General features: G+C 57.2%; 15 protein-coding genes and 2 riboswitches. Of the genes, 6 read left to right on the forward strand and 9 right to left on the reverse strand.

Annotation, left to right across the window (positions count from 1 at the left end; genetic code table 11):
• Positions 1–96: 96 nt before the first annotated feature.
• Both ABWH92_RS01515 and ABWH92_RS01520 read right to left on the reverse strand, forming a co-directional pair.
• On the reverse strand, positions 97–1,401 hold the full coding sequence (locus ABWH92_RS01515; RefSeq protein ID WP_375571509.1) for a D-amino acid dehydrogenase: 1,305 nt from the start codon (positions 1,399–1,401) through the stop codon (positions 97–99).
• A 200-nt stretch (positions 1,402–1,601) separates the two neighbouring features.
• A riboswitch (glycine riboswitch) is annotated at positions 1,602–1,695 on the reverse strand.
• Between the two features lie 104 nt (positions 1,696–1,799).
• Positions 1,800–2,561, reverse strand: coding sequence for an SDR family oxidoreductase (locus ABWH92_RS01520; protein ID WP_375571511.1), 762 nt, complete (start codon positions 2,559–2,561; stop codon positions 1,800–1,802).
• 65 nt (positions 2,562–2,626) lie between these two features.
• Between ABWH92_RS01520 and ABWH92_RS01525 the strand changes: the two genes are divergently transcribed.
• From ABWH92_RS01525 to ABWH92_RS01535, 3 genes are read left to right on the forward strand one after another with little or no spacing between them, the layout of a single operon-like run.
• A complete protein-coding gene (locus tag ABWH92_RS01525) occupies positions 2,627–3,016 on the forward strand; it encodes an antitoxin Xre-like helix-turn-helix domain-containing protein (protein WP_375571513.1) in 390 nt (129 codons plus the stop codon).
• Positions 3,013–3,708 carry an RES family NAD+ phosphorylase gene (locus ABWH92_RS01530; RefSeq protein WP_375571515.1) on the forward strand — a complete coding sequence of 232 codons (696 nt, stop codon included), beginning with the start codon at positions 3,013–3,015 and terminating at the stop codon, positions 3,706–3,708. The genes ABWH92_RS01525 and ABWH92_RS01530 overlap by 4 nt, the downstream gene beginning before the upstream one ends.
• A complete protein-coding gene (locus ABWH92_RS01535) occupies positions 3,705–5,036 on the forward strand; it encodes a flavin monoamine oxidase family protein (RefSeq protein WP_375571517.1) in 1,332 nt (443 codons plus the stop codon). Before ABWH92_RS01530 ends, ABWH92_RS01535 begins: the two co-directional genes overlap by 4 nt.
• Here ABWH92_RS01535 and lepA read toward each other — a convergent pair.
• Positions 5,033–6,898 carry a translation elongation factor 4 gene (gene lepA, locus ABWH92_RS01540; RefSeq protein WP_375571519.1) on the reverse strand — a complete coding sequence of 622 codons (1,866 nt, stop codon included), beginning with the start codon at positions 6,896–6,898 and terminating at the stop codon, positions 5,033–5,035. The genes ABWH92_RS01535 and lepA overlap by 4 nt on opposite strands.
• Before the next feature lie 86 nt (positions 6,899–6,984).
• Positions 6,985–7,212, forward strand: a riboswitch (cobalamin riboswitch).
• Between the two features lie 37 nt (positions 7,213–7,249).
• On the opposite strand from lepA, the gene ABWH92_RS01545 reads away from it, so the two are divergent.
• A complete protein-coding gene (locus ABWH92_RS01545) occupies positions 7,250–7,930 on the forward strand; it encodes an energy-coupling factor ABC transporter permease (protein WP_375571520.1) in 681 nt (226 codons plus the stop codon).
• A 109-nt stretch (positions 7,931–8,039) separates the two neighbouring features.
• Positions 8,040–8,987 carry an NAD-dependent epimerase gene (locus ABWH92_RS01550; protein ID WP_375571522.1) on the forward strand — a complete coding sequence of 316 codons (948 nt, stop codon included), beginning with the start codon at positions 8,040–8,042 and terminating at the stop codon, positions 8,985–8,987.
• 20 nt (positions 8,988–9,007) lie between these two features.
• On the opposite strand, the gene ABWH92_RS01555 is transcribed toward ABWH92_RS01550, so the two are convergent.
• From ABWH92_RS01555 to ABWH92_RS01565, 3 genes are all read right to left on the reverse strand, one after another.
• The gene (locus ABWH92_RS01555) at positions 9,008–10,057 is read right to left on the reverse strand and encodes an isopenicillin N synthase family dioxygenase (protein ID WP_375571524.1); all 1,050 of its coding nucleotides are present in this window, start codon (positions 10,055–10,057) and stop codon (positions 9,008–9,010) included.
• A gap of 126 nt (positions 10,058–10,183) precedes the next feature.
• Positions 10,184–11,671: a methyl-accepting chemotaxis protein gene (locus ABWH92_RS01560; protein WP_375571526.1), complete on the reverse strand. Its 1,488-nt coding sequence runs from the start codon at positions 11,669–11,671 to the stop codon at positions 10,184–10,186.
• Positions 11,668–12,066, reverse strand: a complete 399-nt coding sequence (locus ABWH92_RS01565) for a hypothetical protein (RefSeq protein WP_375571528.1) — start codon at positions 12,064–12,066, stop codon at positions 11,668–11,670. The genes ABWH92_RS01560 and ABWH92_RS01565 overlap by 4 nt, the downstream gene beginning before the upstream one ends.
• Positions 12,067–12,298: 232 nt before the next feature.
• Here ABWH92_RS01565 and ABWH92_RS01570 point away from each other — a divergent pair, with 232 nt between their 5' ends.
• Positions 12,299–12,799, forward strand: a complete 501-nt coding sequence (locus tag ABWH92_RS01570; RefSeq protein ID WP_375571530.1) for a GNAT family N-acetyltransferase — start codon at positions 12,299–12,301, stop codon at positions 12,797–12,799.
• Here ABWH92_RS01570 and ABWH92_RS01575 read toward each other — a convergent pair.
• From ABWH92_RS01575 to fabB, 3 genes are read right to left on the reverse strand one after another with little or no spacing between them, the layout of a single operon-like run.
• Positions 12,796–13,638 carry an SDR family oxidoreductase gene (locus ABWH92_RS01575; RefSeq protein ID WP_375571532.1) on the reverse strand — a complete coding sequence of 281 codons (843 nt, stop codon included), beginning with the start codon at positions 13,636–13,638 and terminating at the stop codon, positions 12,796–12,798. The genes ABWH92_RS01570 and ABWH92_RS01575 overlap by 4 nt on opposite strands.
• Positions 13,639–13,642: 4 nt before the next feature.
• Positions 13,643–14,452 carry an enoyl-ACP reductase FabI gene (fabI, locus tag ABWH92_RS01580; protein ID WP_375571534.1) on the reverse strand — a complete coding sequence of 270 codons (810 nt, stop codon included), beginning with the start codon at positions 14,450–14,452 and terminating at the stop codon, positions 13,643–13,645.
• 15 nt (positions 14,453–14,467) lie between these two features.
• Entirely contained in the window at positions 14,468–15,682 is a 1,215-nt protein-coding gene (gene fabB, locus ABWH92_RS01585) for a beta-ketoacyl-ACP synthase I (protein WP_375571535.1), read from the reverse strand.

A 15,682-nucleotide genomic window follows, 5' to 3' on the forward strand; every position in this document is an offset into this window, starting at 1 on the left:
CCCGGAATGGCTGAAAGTTGGTCCTTCCCTGTACCCACCTTCAGTCTGGCCTGGACGCTTCAGCGGGCGTCCAGGCCGTTTTCGTTTGACCGTGTGCTAAGCCAAAACTTCTTGCAACACGTTTTCGGCTACGAGCTCGGCGGTTCCCGCTGACATCGTCCAACCCAGGTGACCGTGGCCACAATGGTAATGCACGCCTGGCGCTCTGCCTTTTTTCAAGCGCGGCATCATATCAGGCATCATTGGACGCAAACCCGCCCAGGGCACGACATGCTCTGTTGGCATGCCCGGAAACAGCGCATGACACCACTCAACAAGCGGGCGAATGCGATCAGCGCGAATGTCGCGATTGAAGCCATTAAACTCGGCTGTACCAGCAACACGGAACCGGTCCGCGCCCAAGCGAGAAGTGACGATTTTTGCGTCGTCGTCGACAAAGCTCATCCAGGGCGCTTCTACCTGCGCTGCCTTGTCTTTTAGCTCCACGGTGATCGAGTAGCCCTTGACAGGGTAGACATTTACCCGGTCGCCAAGCTGCTTGCCGAAGGCACGGGAGCCGACACCAGCCGCAACCACGATCTGATCAAAACGCTCGGTTGAATTGGCTCCATCCTTGGCGTAGCGCACCGCGATACCATTGCCCGCAGAGACATGTTGAACATCAACATCTTGCTCAAAGCGCACGCCCAACCGCTTGGCAGCCTCTGCCAGGCCGACTGTAAACTTGTGGATGTCACCTGTGGTGTCCGACGGCGTGTAAAACGCGCCCTTAACGTCCCCAGCAAGCGTCGGCTCGAGCTGCTTGGCTTCTTCAGGTGCAATCTCGCGGCGGTCAAGACCCGCTTTCTCCAGCAGACCATTGACCATACGCGCATGCTGCGTGGCTTTGTCCGTTCTGTAGACATGCACAATGCCGCGCTTCTCATGATTGAAGTCGATGCCTTCGGCCTGCGCCCAGTCGAACAGGTTCTTGCGGGCCATGATCGCGATTTCGGCTGAGCGCACTGTGTTGGCTTCATAGTTGCGCATGGCGGCCATGAACTCGGCAATCCATGAGTATTTGTGCCAGCTCGGTGTCATATTGAAGAGCAGCGGCGCATCGGTGGCGAACATCCACTTGATGCCTTTTATGATGTTGCCGGGATGGTTCCAGACCTCTGCATTGGAGGCTGAAAGCTGACCGCCATTGGCGAAGCTTGTTTCCATGGCCGGATAGCGATGACGATCAAAGACCGTCACCTGCAAACCGCGTTTGGCCAGTGCGTAGGCAACGGTGACACCCGTTATCCCGGCCCCGATGACGGCGACACTGCGCGATGAAGACGGAGAGCGTGCACCAGGAATGTTTCCGGCGAGCGCGGTGGCATTTTTAAGCTGCTGCGAGGTGGTGGGTGCGTTCATCACACAAGGCCTCTTCAAGTTGCGGACGTGATGGACCGTCTGGTGCTTGTCCGTTGCACCTTTCGGTCCCCATCTGTCCTCGAACCTGAGAGTTTCGTCGCTTCACCCCCTTGAAAGGGCTTCGCACCCTTGTGGCGCGGTGATCAGCGGCGTTGCTCCTTCGGTGGATCATCACGTGATGATCGCTCTCCAGATTGCCTTGTCGCGCCACGGTCCTTTCGCCTGAAAGATTCCGGGGAGGTTGCTTCTTCGGCCCTGCCAACTTGCGTTGGCAGCGTCTCCCGTGACGCTGAGTATTAAAATCACCCATGCCATGAATCTTGCCCTGCGACAAGATGGCCTAAACATCAGCCATGCTCAAAGTGGGTGCACGGTTGCGTGACTGAACGCCTAAAAACCTAAATCAGCCCAACCGCCTGTCTAATCGCCTCATCACGCAAAGAAACGTCGCCACCCAGATGCGGATCAGCCTCAGCTGTGCAGAGCCAGGCAATGGCTTTGGCGGGCCATTCAGGCGGAATATGCACGTTGGGATCAAGCTGGCTGACCGGATTGATGCCTGACGCTTTGATATCAACTTGCATTTGCGTCGCCACCGTACCCGGCGACAGGCCGACGGCTCGAACGCCCTTGTCGGCAAACTCCTTGTGCAAACAGCGAGTCACCATCAGCACTGCGGCTTTGGATGAGCAGTAGTGGCTCCAGCCCTCCATGGCATTGGTTGCAGCTCCGGAGGAAATGTTGACGATGGTTCCCCCACCCGCCGCCTGCATGCCTGGCAAAACAGCGCGGGCACAGTGATAAACGCCCTTTACGTTGATATCGATGACCTTGCCCCAGTCGGCAGGATCAAGGTCATCCATGCGGCCGATCGGATCGATAATACCAGCATTGTTGACGAGCACAGTGACAGAACCGAAAGCATTTTCAGCGGCTTTAACTGCCAACTCCACCTGAGTGTTGTCCGCCACGTCACAGGCAACAGCCAGTGCCTTGCCACCATTGGCTTGAATGGCGGCGGCATGCTTTTCAATGTCGCCGGTGGAGCGAGCTGCCAACACAACATTGGCGCCTTGACGGGCAAACTCGTGGGCGGTGGCGGCGCCGATGCCGCGACTCGCACCAGTGATGAAGACGGTTCGGTTGTTGAGATCAGACATATCCAAGTCCTTTTGACCTTGTTATTACGTCCATTTGGACTATATTGTGAGCAAGGAGAAACATTATGGCCCTTGCCGATCTTCAGTCAGCGCCCACTGACATGCAGTCTGTTGGCTTAAAAGCCTACAGCAGACTGGCCGCAGAATGGCGCCTAACGTTGCGCGAAGCAGCAGACCTTCTCGACGTTTCGGAATCGACGTGGAAGCGGATCAAAACCGGCCAATTCTCCGGTGACCTGACCCGCGATCAGATGTTGCGTTTGAGTGCGCTTGTTGGCCTCTACAAGGCATTGGCGCTCTATTTCGACTCACCTTTGAGCGATCAATGGGTGAAGCTTGAGAATACCGGCCCTTTGTTTGATGGGCAACGCCCTCTTGCTCGCATGATAGAAGGTGGTTTGCCGACTATTATTGCTGTGCGCACCTATGTGGACGCGCTGCGGGGCGGCGCTTGAACCTTCAATTGATCAATGATCGTGCGCTGGTTCGCCTGATCCCAGCCACCTACCACAAACCGCCTGTTTTGCGCGGCCTTGTCGATAGTGATGATGAGGCGGAGCTTTTGGCCGAGTTGGAAGCGATGACAAACCAACGCCTGAAGGTGGAGCGCGAGGGTTCCCCCGCCTTGGACCGGCGTGAGCTTGCCTTTGCCCGGCGCAGCGCGGATTTGCGCGTTTATGGCCAGAGCCACATCAACGCCGCCTTTGCTTACACGCGCACCGGGGGCAACCGGTTCAACGATGAAAGCCGGGGCGCCTGGTACTGCGCCTATGACCTTCAAACATCGGCTGCCGAGGTTGGCTATCACCGCACGCGAGAGCTCAGCTTTATTGGCGTTTATGACGATGAGGCCCGCTATGTGGAGCTTCTGGCCGACTTTGTGGGAACCTTCCCCAGCATCTCCAGCGCATCACATCCCGACGCATTGCAAGACGACCCAGCCCTTGGCTACCCGGCTGGACAAGCTCTTGCCCGCGCGCTGCGCGCCGAGGGCCATCGCGGGCTGCTCTATCAGTCGGTTCGTCACAAGGGCGGACGATGTTTCGTCGCCTTTGACCCGCACATCGTTCAAAATGTCAGGCCAGGTGCGAGTTGGACCTTCACCTGGTCCGGAACACCGGATTACGAGCTGGCCGCTGCTGCATGAGATTTCGGCCTCCCACGCGCCGCGATGCCTTAAAGCTTGGATTGGCGGCAACGCTAGCCCCTGAAGCTGCGCGGGCCGTGTCCAATCCTAATGTCCTGGTTGTCGGCGCCGGTATTGCTGGTTTGGCGGCCGCGCGCGCTCTTGCCGATGCGGGTCGAGCTGTTGTGGTGCTGGAAGCGTCTGGCCGCATTGGCGGGCGCATACATACTGATCGATCGCTTGGACTTCCGGTGGAGTTGGGCGCTGGTTGGATCCACGGCCCGGATGGCAATCCAATCTCTGATCTGGCTGGCCGCGCTGATCTGCAAACCTTTTTGACCGATGACAACAGTCTGGAGGTTTACCGCGCGGATGGAACCGCGGTTCGTGATGCTGATGTGGTGGCCGGTGAGGCGCGATTGGCGCGCCTTGCGGCAGCTGTTGATGATGGCGTGGACAACGATATCGCGATGTCTGAAGCGATCCGGCGGTTTGGCAATGGTGAGCTTGAGGACCCACTCATGCGCTGGATGTTGTCAGCCTATTTGGAGTTTCTGACCGGTGGCTCCGTCCACGACATCTCCGCGGCCTTCTGGGATGAAGATGATGCCTTTGCAGGCACCGATGTCATTCTACCCGACGGCTATGAACGCATCTTGCCTGGGTTGGCGCGCGAACTGGACATTCGCTTCGGCGAAATGGTTCAAAGCATCGCCTATGGCCCAGAAGGTGTGTCTGTCACCACAGAAAACGGTACATTCGAGGCTAAGCATCTCGTTTGTACGCTGCCGCTTGGCGTTCTGAAAGCAGGGCGCATAGCCTTCGACCCGCCTTTGCCAAGTGAATACCAAAGATCGATCCAAGCGTTGGGCATGGGCCAAGCAACAAAGCTTGCGCTGCGCTTTGATGCCCCTTTTTGGCCGCAGGACGTGCAATATTTCGGGGTGGTCACGGAGCTGATGGGCCGTTGGCCCTACTTCATGAACACGATGACCTATGGTGACGCGCCCATCCTCATGGGCGTGAGCCTCGGGGCCTACGCGCCCATTGCCGACACGATGAGCGAGGACGATGCGACGGCGGATATGATGGATGTGCTGCGCGGCGTGTTCGGCAATACCATCCCAGAACCGACTGGTGTTCTCAAAACCGCATGGTCCAATGACCCGCTCGCGCTGGGCGCCTATTCGTTCGCCAAGCTCGGCGCGACACCCGATGATTTCAATCGCTTCGCCGAGCCGATAGGACCGCTGCACTTTGCCGGCGAGCACACCAGCTTTGATTATCACGGCAATGTTCACTGCGCGTATTTGAGCGGGTTGCGCGCGGCGGCTGCAATCTTGGCTTAGCTGTCCATCTTCAGCGCTTTGATGAAGGCTTCCTGCGGGATATCGACCTTGCCGAATTGGCGCATCTTCTTCTTACCGGCCTTCTGCTTTTCCAGCAGTTTTCGTTTACGCGTCACGTCGCCGCCATAGCATTTGGCCGTCACGTCCTTCCGCAGGGCGCGGATCGTCTCACGGGCAATAATCTTGCCACCGATGGCCGCCTGGATCGGAATCACAAACATGTGCTGAGGAATAAGATCCTTTAGCTTTTCGCACATCGCTCGGCCGCGATACTCCGCTTGGCTGCGATGCACCAAGATAGACAGCGCATCCACGGGATCAGAATTGACGAGGATCTGCATCTTAACCAGATCGCCCGCTTCATAGCCGGTGATTTGATAATCAAAACTTGCATAGCCTTTGGAGATGGATTTCAACCGATCGTAGAAATCAAACACCACCTCATTGAGCGGCAGATTGTAAACCAACATCGCGCGGGCACCGACGTAGGACAGCTCTTTTTGGATGCCACGTCGTTCCTGGCAAAGCTTCAAGATCGGTCCGAGATACTCGTCCGGCGTCAGGATGGTCGCGGTGATCCAGGGCTCGCGGATTTCCTCGATCTTCATCACATCGGGCATATCGGCGGGGTTGTGGAGTTCTTCCACCTCCGGCTCGCCTTCATCATTGGCGCCCTTGCGCAGTTGGATCTCATAAACCACCGAAGGGGCCGTTGCGATGAGATCAAGATTGAACTCACGCTCCAGACGTTCCTGGATGATTTCCAAGTGCAAAAGGCCGAGGAACCCGCAGCGGAAGCCGAAGCCAAGCGCCGCGGAGCTTTCCATTTCAAACGAGAAACTTGCATCATTAAGGCGCAGTTTGCCCATGGCGGCGCGCAAGTCTTCAAAGTCCGCTGCATCGACTGGGAACAGGCCACAGAATACGACTGGCTGGGCAGGTTTGAAGCCTTCCAGCATGGTTTCGGTGGGCTTTTTTTCATCCGTGATCGTGTCGCCGACGCGAGTATCCGCCACCTCTTTGATCGAGGCGGTCATAAAACCGATCTCGCCAGGGCCGAGTTCATTGAGCGTCGCCAGCTTCGGCGTGATCACGCCCACCCGGTCCACGTCATAAGTCGCGCCGGTGCCCATCATGCGCACCTTCTGGCCTTTTTTCAGCTTGCCATCGATGACGCGAACCAGCACGACAACGCCGAGATAAGCATCGTACCAACTGTCGACCAGCATGGCTTTCAGCGTTGCATTGGGGTTGCCTTTGGGCGCTGGCAGGCGGGTGACGATCGCTTCAAGAACATCTTCAACGCCAAGGCCAGTTTTGGCTGAAATCATCACCGCGTCGGTGGCATCCAGACCGATCACATCCTCAATTTGCTGCTGCACGCGCTCCGGCTCGGCAGCAGGCAGATCGACTTTATTGAGCACCGGTACGATCTCATGATCGTTCTCAATCGCCTGATAGACATTGGCCAGCGTCTGCGCTTCGACGCCCTGAGACGCATCGACCACAAGCAATGAGCCTTCGCAGGCTGCCAGGGACCGATTCACCTCGTACGCGAAGTCCACATGGCCCGGCGTATCGATCAGGTTCAGTGTGTAGGTCTCACCGTCTTGCGCCTGATAGAGCAAGCGGACAGTCTGCGCCTTAATAGTGATCCCGCGCTCGCGCTCGATATCCATCGAATCGAGGATCTGATCCTTCATCTCACGCTCGGTGAGACCACCTGTCATTTGGATGAGGCGGTCGGCCAGCGTTGACTTGCCATGGTCGATATGCGCGACGATGGAAAAGTTGCGGATATGGCTGATTTCCACCGGTTCATCGGCGGTACCAGCCTGGGGGGCAAGAGCGGTTTGGTTCATATGCCGCCTATAGCATTGCGTCTGCATCCGGCAAAGGGATGATGGCGATGAGGGAAACTCCGTTTGCGGACCAACTGCCGCACGTTTAGTGTCGCCACCGTTCAGGTGCCTGACCGATCATGCCAGCGTATGGCCGGTTGGGTGAAAAGGGAATGCGGGACAGGCCGACCCAAACAGGGGGCTTTAGCCGCAGCTGCCCACGCAACTGTAAGCGTGAGCCATATCTCCAAGACCACTGGATCGAGACGATCTGGGAAGGTGGGATGTGGTGATGATCGCGAGCCAGGAGACCTGCCTGAGCATGAACCTATGACCCGCGCACGATGGGTGCGCTTTTCAGGAGTGATCTTCATGCATATTGAACCGGGCGTCGTGGACGGCGCAAAACTTGTTTTGTCTTACGCAACCGCTGCTGGCGCTGCAGGCCTTGCCGCCAAAATGGCGTGGGACACAATCAGCAAGGATGGTTTCTTGTCGTTCGGCCTTCGTGCCGCCCTTTCAACTGTTGCCGTTTTCATCTTCTTTGAAGTCTTCTTCAAATATCCGGTCGGCGTATCGGAGGTGCACCTCATCTTGGGTGCCACGCTTTATCTGGTGTTTGGAGCTGGACCGGCGGCCATTGGTTTTGCCCTTGGGCTTTTGGCACAAGGCGTGCTTTTCGCTCCTGCCGATTTGCCGCAATACGCCATGAACGTGACCACGCTTGTTGTCCCGCTTTGGGCTGTTTCACTGCTTGCCAAACGCATCATTCCAACTGGCACAGCCTATGTGGATTTGCGTTACCGCGACGTGCTGGCGCTATCGGCCATGTATCAAGGTGGTGTGGTGGCTTGGGTTGCTTTCTGGGCGTTTTATGGCCAGGGCTTTGGAGCTGAAAACCTCTCGGCGGTTGGCACCTTCGGCGTTGCCTATATGACGGTGATTATTTTGGAGCCAGTTCTGGATCTGCTGATCCTGGCCGGCGCCAAAGCCCTTGGCTCAGTCGGCAAAGGCAATCCTTGGCTTTATGATCGATTGCACCACGCAGCATAACGATCACGACCAGGTTAGTGTGATGAAACCGGCGGCGCTGTCCGCCGGTTTTTTTGTGCCGTTGACCTCCGTCATTGCTTCGCCACCCTGCTCTGCACGATAGGGTCGTATGGCCTCTTCCCCCTATCATTGTGTGCTCGGCGCTGGCCCCGCTGGTTGGAGTGTTGCGCGGCAACTTGCTGCGCTCGATGCCAGTGTGACGCTTGTGAGTCGGCGCGTGCCGTCTGGTTTGCCAAAAGGCGTTCAACACACTGTTGCAGACCTTTCCAACCCCGATGATGCGAAGGCAACGCTTAGCCGGGCGCGCGTCATCTATCACTGTGCTGCCCCTCGCTATGATCGCTGGGCACAAGACTTCCCTCGCCTTCAGTCAAGCATCATCGATGCCGCCGCCAACGCCGGTGCAAAGCTTGTGGTACTCGACAATGCCTATGGGTATGGACAGACTGGCGTTCTCATCGAAGCGACGCCCATGCAAGCATCAGGCAAAAAAGGTGCCCTGCGTGCGCGGATGGCCGATGATCTGCTCAAACGGCACAAGACCGGTGATGTTCAAGCGGTTTTGGCCAGAGCGTCTGATTTCGTTGGGCCACGTGTTCGCATTGCTGCGCTTGGCGAGCGGTATTGGCCCCGCATTCTAGCGGGCAAGAAACCAGCCTGGATCGGCAATCCCGATTTGCCGCACAGTCACACCAACATTGATGATCTTGGGCGCGCGATGATCACACTGAGCAATGCGCCAGAGGATGCCTACGGCCGTGCCTGGCATGTGCCCACTGCACCGGCGCTTTCAGCCAATCAAATCGCCACGATTGCCTTTGCACAACTGGACATGGCACCGAAGCCTGTTGGCGCGATGAGCGCACTGACCCAGACGCTGCTCAGCCCGTTCATTCCTGTGCTGAGAGAGGTCGCGGAGGTGCGCTATCAGTGCGATGCACCTTTTGTGCTCGACAGTTCAGCCTTCCAAGCTAAGTTCGGCATGGCGCCGCGGTCTATGGAAACGACGATTGCTGAGACATTGACTTGGTGGCGCAACCTGCCGCCAGAAAGCTAGGTTGATGCAGGTCGAGGGGTCTAGTCTTCCTGGCGATGCGCATACGTCTCGGTGATACGTTGCTCCACATAAGCGCCGGCCTGGATCGGTTCATAGCGCGGTGGGTTGCTGGCTGATTGGCAGCTTTCCAGCACAGCGATCTCCACATCGGGATTGGTGCCAAAGAACAGCGGGATGGAATAGCGCTGTTTGCCAGAGCGGTTGATCGCGCGATGGATGGTTGATTTGAAGTAGTCGTTCGTCCAACGCTCCATCATGTCGCCGACATTGACGATAAACGCGCCTTCCACCGGCGGGGCTTCGATCCACTCGCCAGCGGCATTCAGCACCTGCAAGGCAGCCTTCTCATCGGTACAAAGGATGGTGAAACACTCATAGTCCGAGTGGGCGCCGATGCCGATCTGCTTCTCATCAATCTTACCCTCTTGTGGAGGATAGTGAAGGACACGTGCCACGGCCAACGGCTTGGTGATTTTGGGTGTGAAATAGTCTTCAGGCAGTTCCAATGCCAAAGCAAACGCTTGAAAAATGCGTGCACCAAAGGTCAGCGCTTCTTCATGATACGTGAGCAGCGTCTGACGAAAATCATTCATGCCTTCGTGGTTAGGGTCCGGCCATTGGTTAGGTGCATAGCCAAACAGCCCTTTGGCAAGGTCAGGATCATCAGCATCCATCTCCAATGCAAAATCAAACGCCTCGTGCATATCGCCTTTAGCAGTGGGATCAGTGTTCTCTCCAAGCAATGCGGTGTACCCGCGATTGTTGTCAGACTTTTCAACACTGATTGTCTGCTTGATCATATCGGGCAAGGCGAAGAAACGGTGAGCTGCGGCAAAGGTGTTGTCGATCACCTTTTTGGGCACACCATGGTTGAGCGCATAGAAGAAGCCGACCTCCGTGCAGGCTTTGCGCACTTCAGCGCCAACCTTGGCGCGCTCAGCAGGATCGTCAGAAAGCATCGGGCCGAAGTCGATCAAGGGAATGGCGTCAAACGGTGTGGGTTTGGCCTCAAGACCAAACTCAAAAAAAGCCCGTGGGCCATTGCCAGTATCGACTGTTGCGATGCTCATCACTCACTCCTTGAAAACGCTCAAGGGTAAGATGCCGCGCGCGGCCATCGCCGTCAAAGCGCAATTGGCGGCAAGGCTGCCCTTCTTGTGGGCATTCGCCTTGCGCGCTTTCAGTGGACTGTTTGGCTAGGCGGCCAGTTTTTGGCGCGCACCCTCAATTTCCGCCAACAGTGTTTCGGCCTGCTGGAGCAAAGAGCCTGACCCTTGCTCAACCTGGCCCATTTCCTGTTCGATTGCTTCAACGGCTGACACAACACCACACAGCTCGCCCGATACGCCTTTGGCGTTATCTGAGGCCCCATCCATACTGGACGCGATCTCGTTGGTGGCCGCCGACTGCTGACTGACAACAGAGGCGAGATCGGCAAGCGTCTCGTTGATCTCACCGATGACGCCATGAATACCGCTCAGCCCATCGGCAGCGCCGGATGAGGCATCTTGAATGCCTGCAATCTGACCAGAGATTTCTTCAGTTGCCTTACCAGTTTGCTCGGCCAACGATTTCACCTCAGATGCCACGACGGCAAAACCACGTCCGGCCTCGCCAGCACGCGCGGCTTCAATGGTGGCGTTGAGGGCGAGCAGATTGGTCTGTTCCGCGATATCGGAGATCAGTTCGATCACGCGGTGGATTGCGTCGGCACGCTCCACCAAGGATCGCACCGTGACCATTGCCTCTTCGGCGCTTTGGGCACCGGCCTGCGAGTGCTCGCGCGAGGCATTCAAGCGATTGGAAATTTCGGCGATTGACTGGTCCAATTCAACAGTGGTGGCAGCAACGGAGGCAATACGGTCCGCAGCCTGACCAGCATCCGTGGTGATCTCGGTCGCCAAGGCCTTGCTCGATTGGGTTTTTCCGGTGACCGACTGGGCTGCACCTCCCAATTGCTGAGCGGTGTCACGTAGCGTCGACACCACTTCGGATGCACGTTCTTGCAACTGATCGATGACCGCAGCAGAGCGTTCACGACGATCACGTTCTTCCTGCGCGCTGACATTCAGATCAGCGGAAAGAGCATCGGCTTTGCTTTGCGCGTCACGTGCATCATCAACGGCCAGTTTCGATGCACGCAGAGCCGCTTCCAGCGCGTGCGTAAGGAAGACCAAGGCGGCTGTTTGAGCGATAAGAATAACGGCGTGAACCAACACACGCGCAATGCTCATACCTTCGGGAAATACGGCAAAGGGCAGCAAGAAGTTGAATGATAAATGATGCACGGCTGTGATGGCCGCGCCGATTACGATGGGGCGCCAGTCACACCAGGCCGCCAAAATGGCCAGACTGGCAAAGAAGTACATGTGCATGTCGATCTGGTAGGCATGACCGGTAAAAGCCATCACCAAGAACGCCACTTGAGCCATCATCGCCAAGGCGGAAAGGTCGCGGGTGAGCTGAACAGATCCATACTTCCACCAAGAGAACGTGGTTGCAGCCGCCAGGACAGCACCAGCCGGCACCAAGAACAGTGGCGCCTGCTCGGTGACAAACATCACCGACATGGCAATCAAGCCCACGTTCAACCACAACAGTGGAACGAGCACCCGAGCGAACTGGGCGCGTAATTTGGAAAGTGCGTTGTCGGTGGCCAAAATGGCTGAAGATGTATCGCTCATGAGATGTCTCTCGTTCTGGCGGCGGAAGAAGGTTCGGTGAAACATCCAGCAAGCAGCGCTGGATGGAGCAGAAGAACAGCACCTGCATCAGACAAAGCGGCGCGGAACTGCGATGCAGACTGTTCGGCACGGGGTGCTGCTATCGCTAACCAGGGGTAGCGACTCTGGCGAACAAGCACGCCATCGGCCTCAGCAACCGTGCGCATCAGGCCGGCAGGGGCCGTATGGGGTGGCACAATAACCGCGAAAGATGCGCCTTCCGCAGGCCGTGCAGCGAAGGCTGCAAGAGAGCCCAGAAAGACCGCGAGTACAGCAAACATCGCCAACCGATAGGTCAAGCGCGAGGGCGTTTGGTGATCGACCGGCTGATCGCTAAACGATGCGGCAATGGACAAAAAGAGCTCCCTCATCACACGATGTGTGACCCAAAGGGAATTCTATACGCAATAGAACGTAAAGAGGGTGCTAACGCTTTGCATCAAGACGCTTTAACAGACTGATTTCTCTTTCTTTTTACCCCGCGTCAAGTTGATTATTATCCCCTAATGCACACCAGGTAAACTTGTATCAGGGCCGTGATTTGGTATGTTGGCTTGCCGAACAGCTCGACATGGGCAATGACACCCCATGTCTGAGATTTTGATCCGCCCGGCGATCGACGCTGACTTGCCTGCCATTCTGGCCATCTACAACGATGCTGTTGCGACCACGACGGCGATCTGGAATGAGCGCCTGAGCGACTTGGATGACCGGCGGCATTGGTGGCAAGATCGTGTTAAACAGGGATTTCCTGTGCTGGTGGCCGAGCTCAATGGTGCGTGCACAGGCTACGCGACCTACGGCCCGTTTCGCCCCAATGATGGCTACAAACACAGCCGTGAGCTGTCGATCTATGTCGATGCGGCCCATCGCGGAAAAGGGATTGCCAGCAAGCTCATGAATGCGCTGGAAGGGCGCGCTCGGGCCGACGGTGTGCATGTGCTCGTTGGCGGACTTGAGGCGGAAAACACTGCCTCGCTTGCTCTACACGCTAAGCATGGCTTCGAGCAGGTCGCCCATCTGAAGCAGGTGGGTCGCAAGTTCGACCGCTGGCTGGATCTGGTGCTGATGCAGAAGGTGTTGGATTAGAGCAACCCGGCCAAACCTTCACGGTAGGTTGGATAGAGCATAGGCCCGAACGCCTTTTTGATCTTGGCGTTCGAAACCCGCTTGTTCTCACCATAGAACGACCGCCCCATGGGTGAGAGGTCGGCGTCTTCAAAGGCAATCTCAGGCGGCGGTTCAACGCCAACCAGCGACGATGCATGCGCGATCACATTTTGGGGCGGGCAAGGCTCATCGTCTGTAACATTGAAGATGCCGCCGACACTTTGCGCTGCCCCCGACGCAACAACACGGCCGATATCATCGACATGGATGCGATTGAAAACTTGGCCAGGCTTGATGATGCGGCGGGCCGTACCATCACGCACTTTGTCGAGCGCTGAGCGGCCTTGCCCATAAATCCCGGCCAACCGAAAGACACCAAGCGCAAAACCGATCTTGGCCTGCCGGTGGAGCCACGCCTTCTCAGCCGCCACACGCAGTTTTGAGCGCTTGCTTTGCGGATCGGCAGGCGTCGTCTCATCAATCCAAGCGCCGTCATGATTGCCATAGACGCCGACGGTGGAGAGATAGCCAACCCATTGCAAATCCCGCGCCACAGCAATCTCATGCTGAGCCAGCAAGGGATCGCCTACGTCGCCAGGCGCGGCGGACATAATGAGATGGGTTGCCGACGCCAGAGCAGACGCAAGACCGTCTGATGGAGCGGTGCCATCAAACACCACAGCATCAAGACCATCGGCGCGCAGCTGCTCGGCCTTTTCCGCTGTTCGTGTGGTGACAGTCAGACTTTCAAAGCCATTGTCCAGAGCCTGGTGAATTGCCCTGGAGGAATAGCCATAGCCGACAATCACCAGCCTCATGGTGCTACTCAGCCGTGGGCAGAGTCTTCAGCGCTTCCAGGCGCGGCATGGAAATGGTGTTGTAGCCAGAATCCACATAGTGAACTTCGCCTGTTACGCCGCTTCCAAGATCAGAAAGCAGATAAAGGCCTGCGCCGCCCACCTCATCCAGTGTCACGGTGCGGCCCAGGGGAGCATGCTGTTTCTGGAAGTTGAACATCAAACGCGCATCAGCGACCCCAGCACCAGCGAGCGTGCGCATGGGCCCCGCCGAAATCGCGTTCACGCGGATCGCATCGCGACCGAAATCAGTGGCCAAATAGCGAACGGATGCTTCAAGTGCCGCTTTGGCCACGCCCATGACATTGTAGTTGGGCATCACACGCTGCGAGCCATCATAGGTGAGCGTTACCATGGACCCGCCATCCGTCATCAAAGCGGCGGCCCGCTTGGCGGTTTCCACGAAGGAGAAGCATGAGATCGTCATGGTCCGGGTAAAATTGCCCCGGCTCGTGTCTGCGAAACGTCCGGCAAGCTCATTCTTGTCGGAGAACGCCACGGCGTGAACGAAGAAATCGATGCTACCCCATTCCGATTTCAACGTGTCGAAAACCGCATCAACAGAGGCGATGTCTTCCACATCGCAATCCATCACAATTGACGACCCAACGCTTTCAGCCAATGGGCGAACCCGGCGCTCCATCGACGCGCCTTGATGGGTGAACGCCAGCTCTGCCCCATGATCGGCGAGCATTTTTGCGATGCCCCAGGCAATCGAGTGATTGTTGGCGACGCCCATGATGAGGCCGCGCTTGCCAGCCATAAGCTGTGTCATACGTGATACTCCGGCTTACGCGTCAGGGTGTTTGAACACGAGCGTGCAGTTCGTGCCGCCGAACCCAAAGGAGTTCGAAAGGGCCACTGCCACCTTTTGTTCTTTGCGTTCCAGCGCAATTGGCAGATCGGCGACATCAGGATCGAGTTCGTCGATATGCGCGCTTTCGCAGATGAAGTCATTGTTCATCATCAGCAGCGAGTAAATGGCCTCTTGCACACCAGTGGCGCCCAATGAATGACCTGTCAAAGACTTGGTTGCTGAGATGACCGGAATATCCGATCCAAACACTTCGCGGATGGCTTTGGCCTCGGTGACGTCGCCAACGGGCGTCGATGTGCCATGGGGATTGATGTAGTCGACGGGCATATCGACGGTTTCAAGCGCCTGCTGCATGCAGCGCACAGCCCCTTCACCCGAAGGCGCGACCATGTCGTGGCCGTCTGAGGTTGCGCCATAGCCGATCAGCTCGGCATAGATTTTTGCACCACGAGCCTTGGCTGTCTCGTAGTCTTCTAGGACCAAAACACCAGCGCCGCCCGCGATAACAAACCCATCGCGGTTCTTGTCATAAGCACGTGAGGCACGCGAAGGCGTGTCATTAAACTTTGATGACATGGCGCCCATCGCGTCGAACAGGACCGAGAGCGTCCAGTCGAGATCTTCGCAGCCACCGGCAAACACGCGGTCCTGTTTGCCCCATTGGATCTGCTCCATGGCATTGCCGATACAATGCGCGGATGTGGAGCAGGCCGAGGAGATGGAGTAGTTCACACCCTTGATCTTGAAAAAGGTCGCAAGCGTTGCCGACGCGGTGGACGACATCGCTTTGGGTACCGCGAATGGTCCAACGCGTTTTGGACCTTTTTCTTTGGTGATGGCCGCTGATTCCACAATCACTTTGGTCGAGGGACCGCCAGAGCCCATGATGATGCCGGTGCGAGGGTTTGATACCTCTTCAGGCGCCAGACCCGCATCGGCAATGGCCTGATCCATCGCGATATGGTTCCAGGCTGTGCCACCGCCATGGAACCGCATGTTGCGGCGATCCACCAGACTTTCCACATCGACCGTCGGCATGCCGTGCACCTGGCAGCGGAAGCCAAGATCAACATAGTCTTGCGCTGTATCGATGCCAGACTTGGCCGTACGCAAGCTTTCGAGCACCTCATCGGTGGTGTTGCCAATGGAGGACACAATGCCCATCCCGGTGACGACGACGCGCCGCAT

The organism is Ahrensia marina, assembly GCF_042140245.1.
In the GTDB taxonomy this organism is placed as follows: Bacteria; Pseudomonadota; Alphaproteobacteria; order Rhizobiales; family MH13; genus MH13.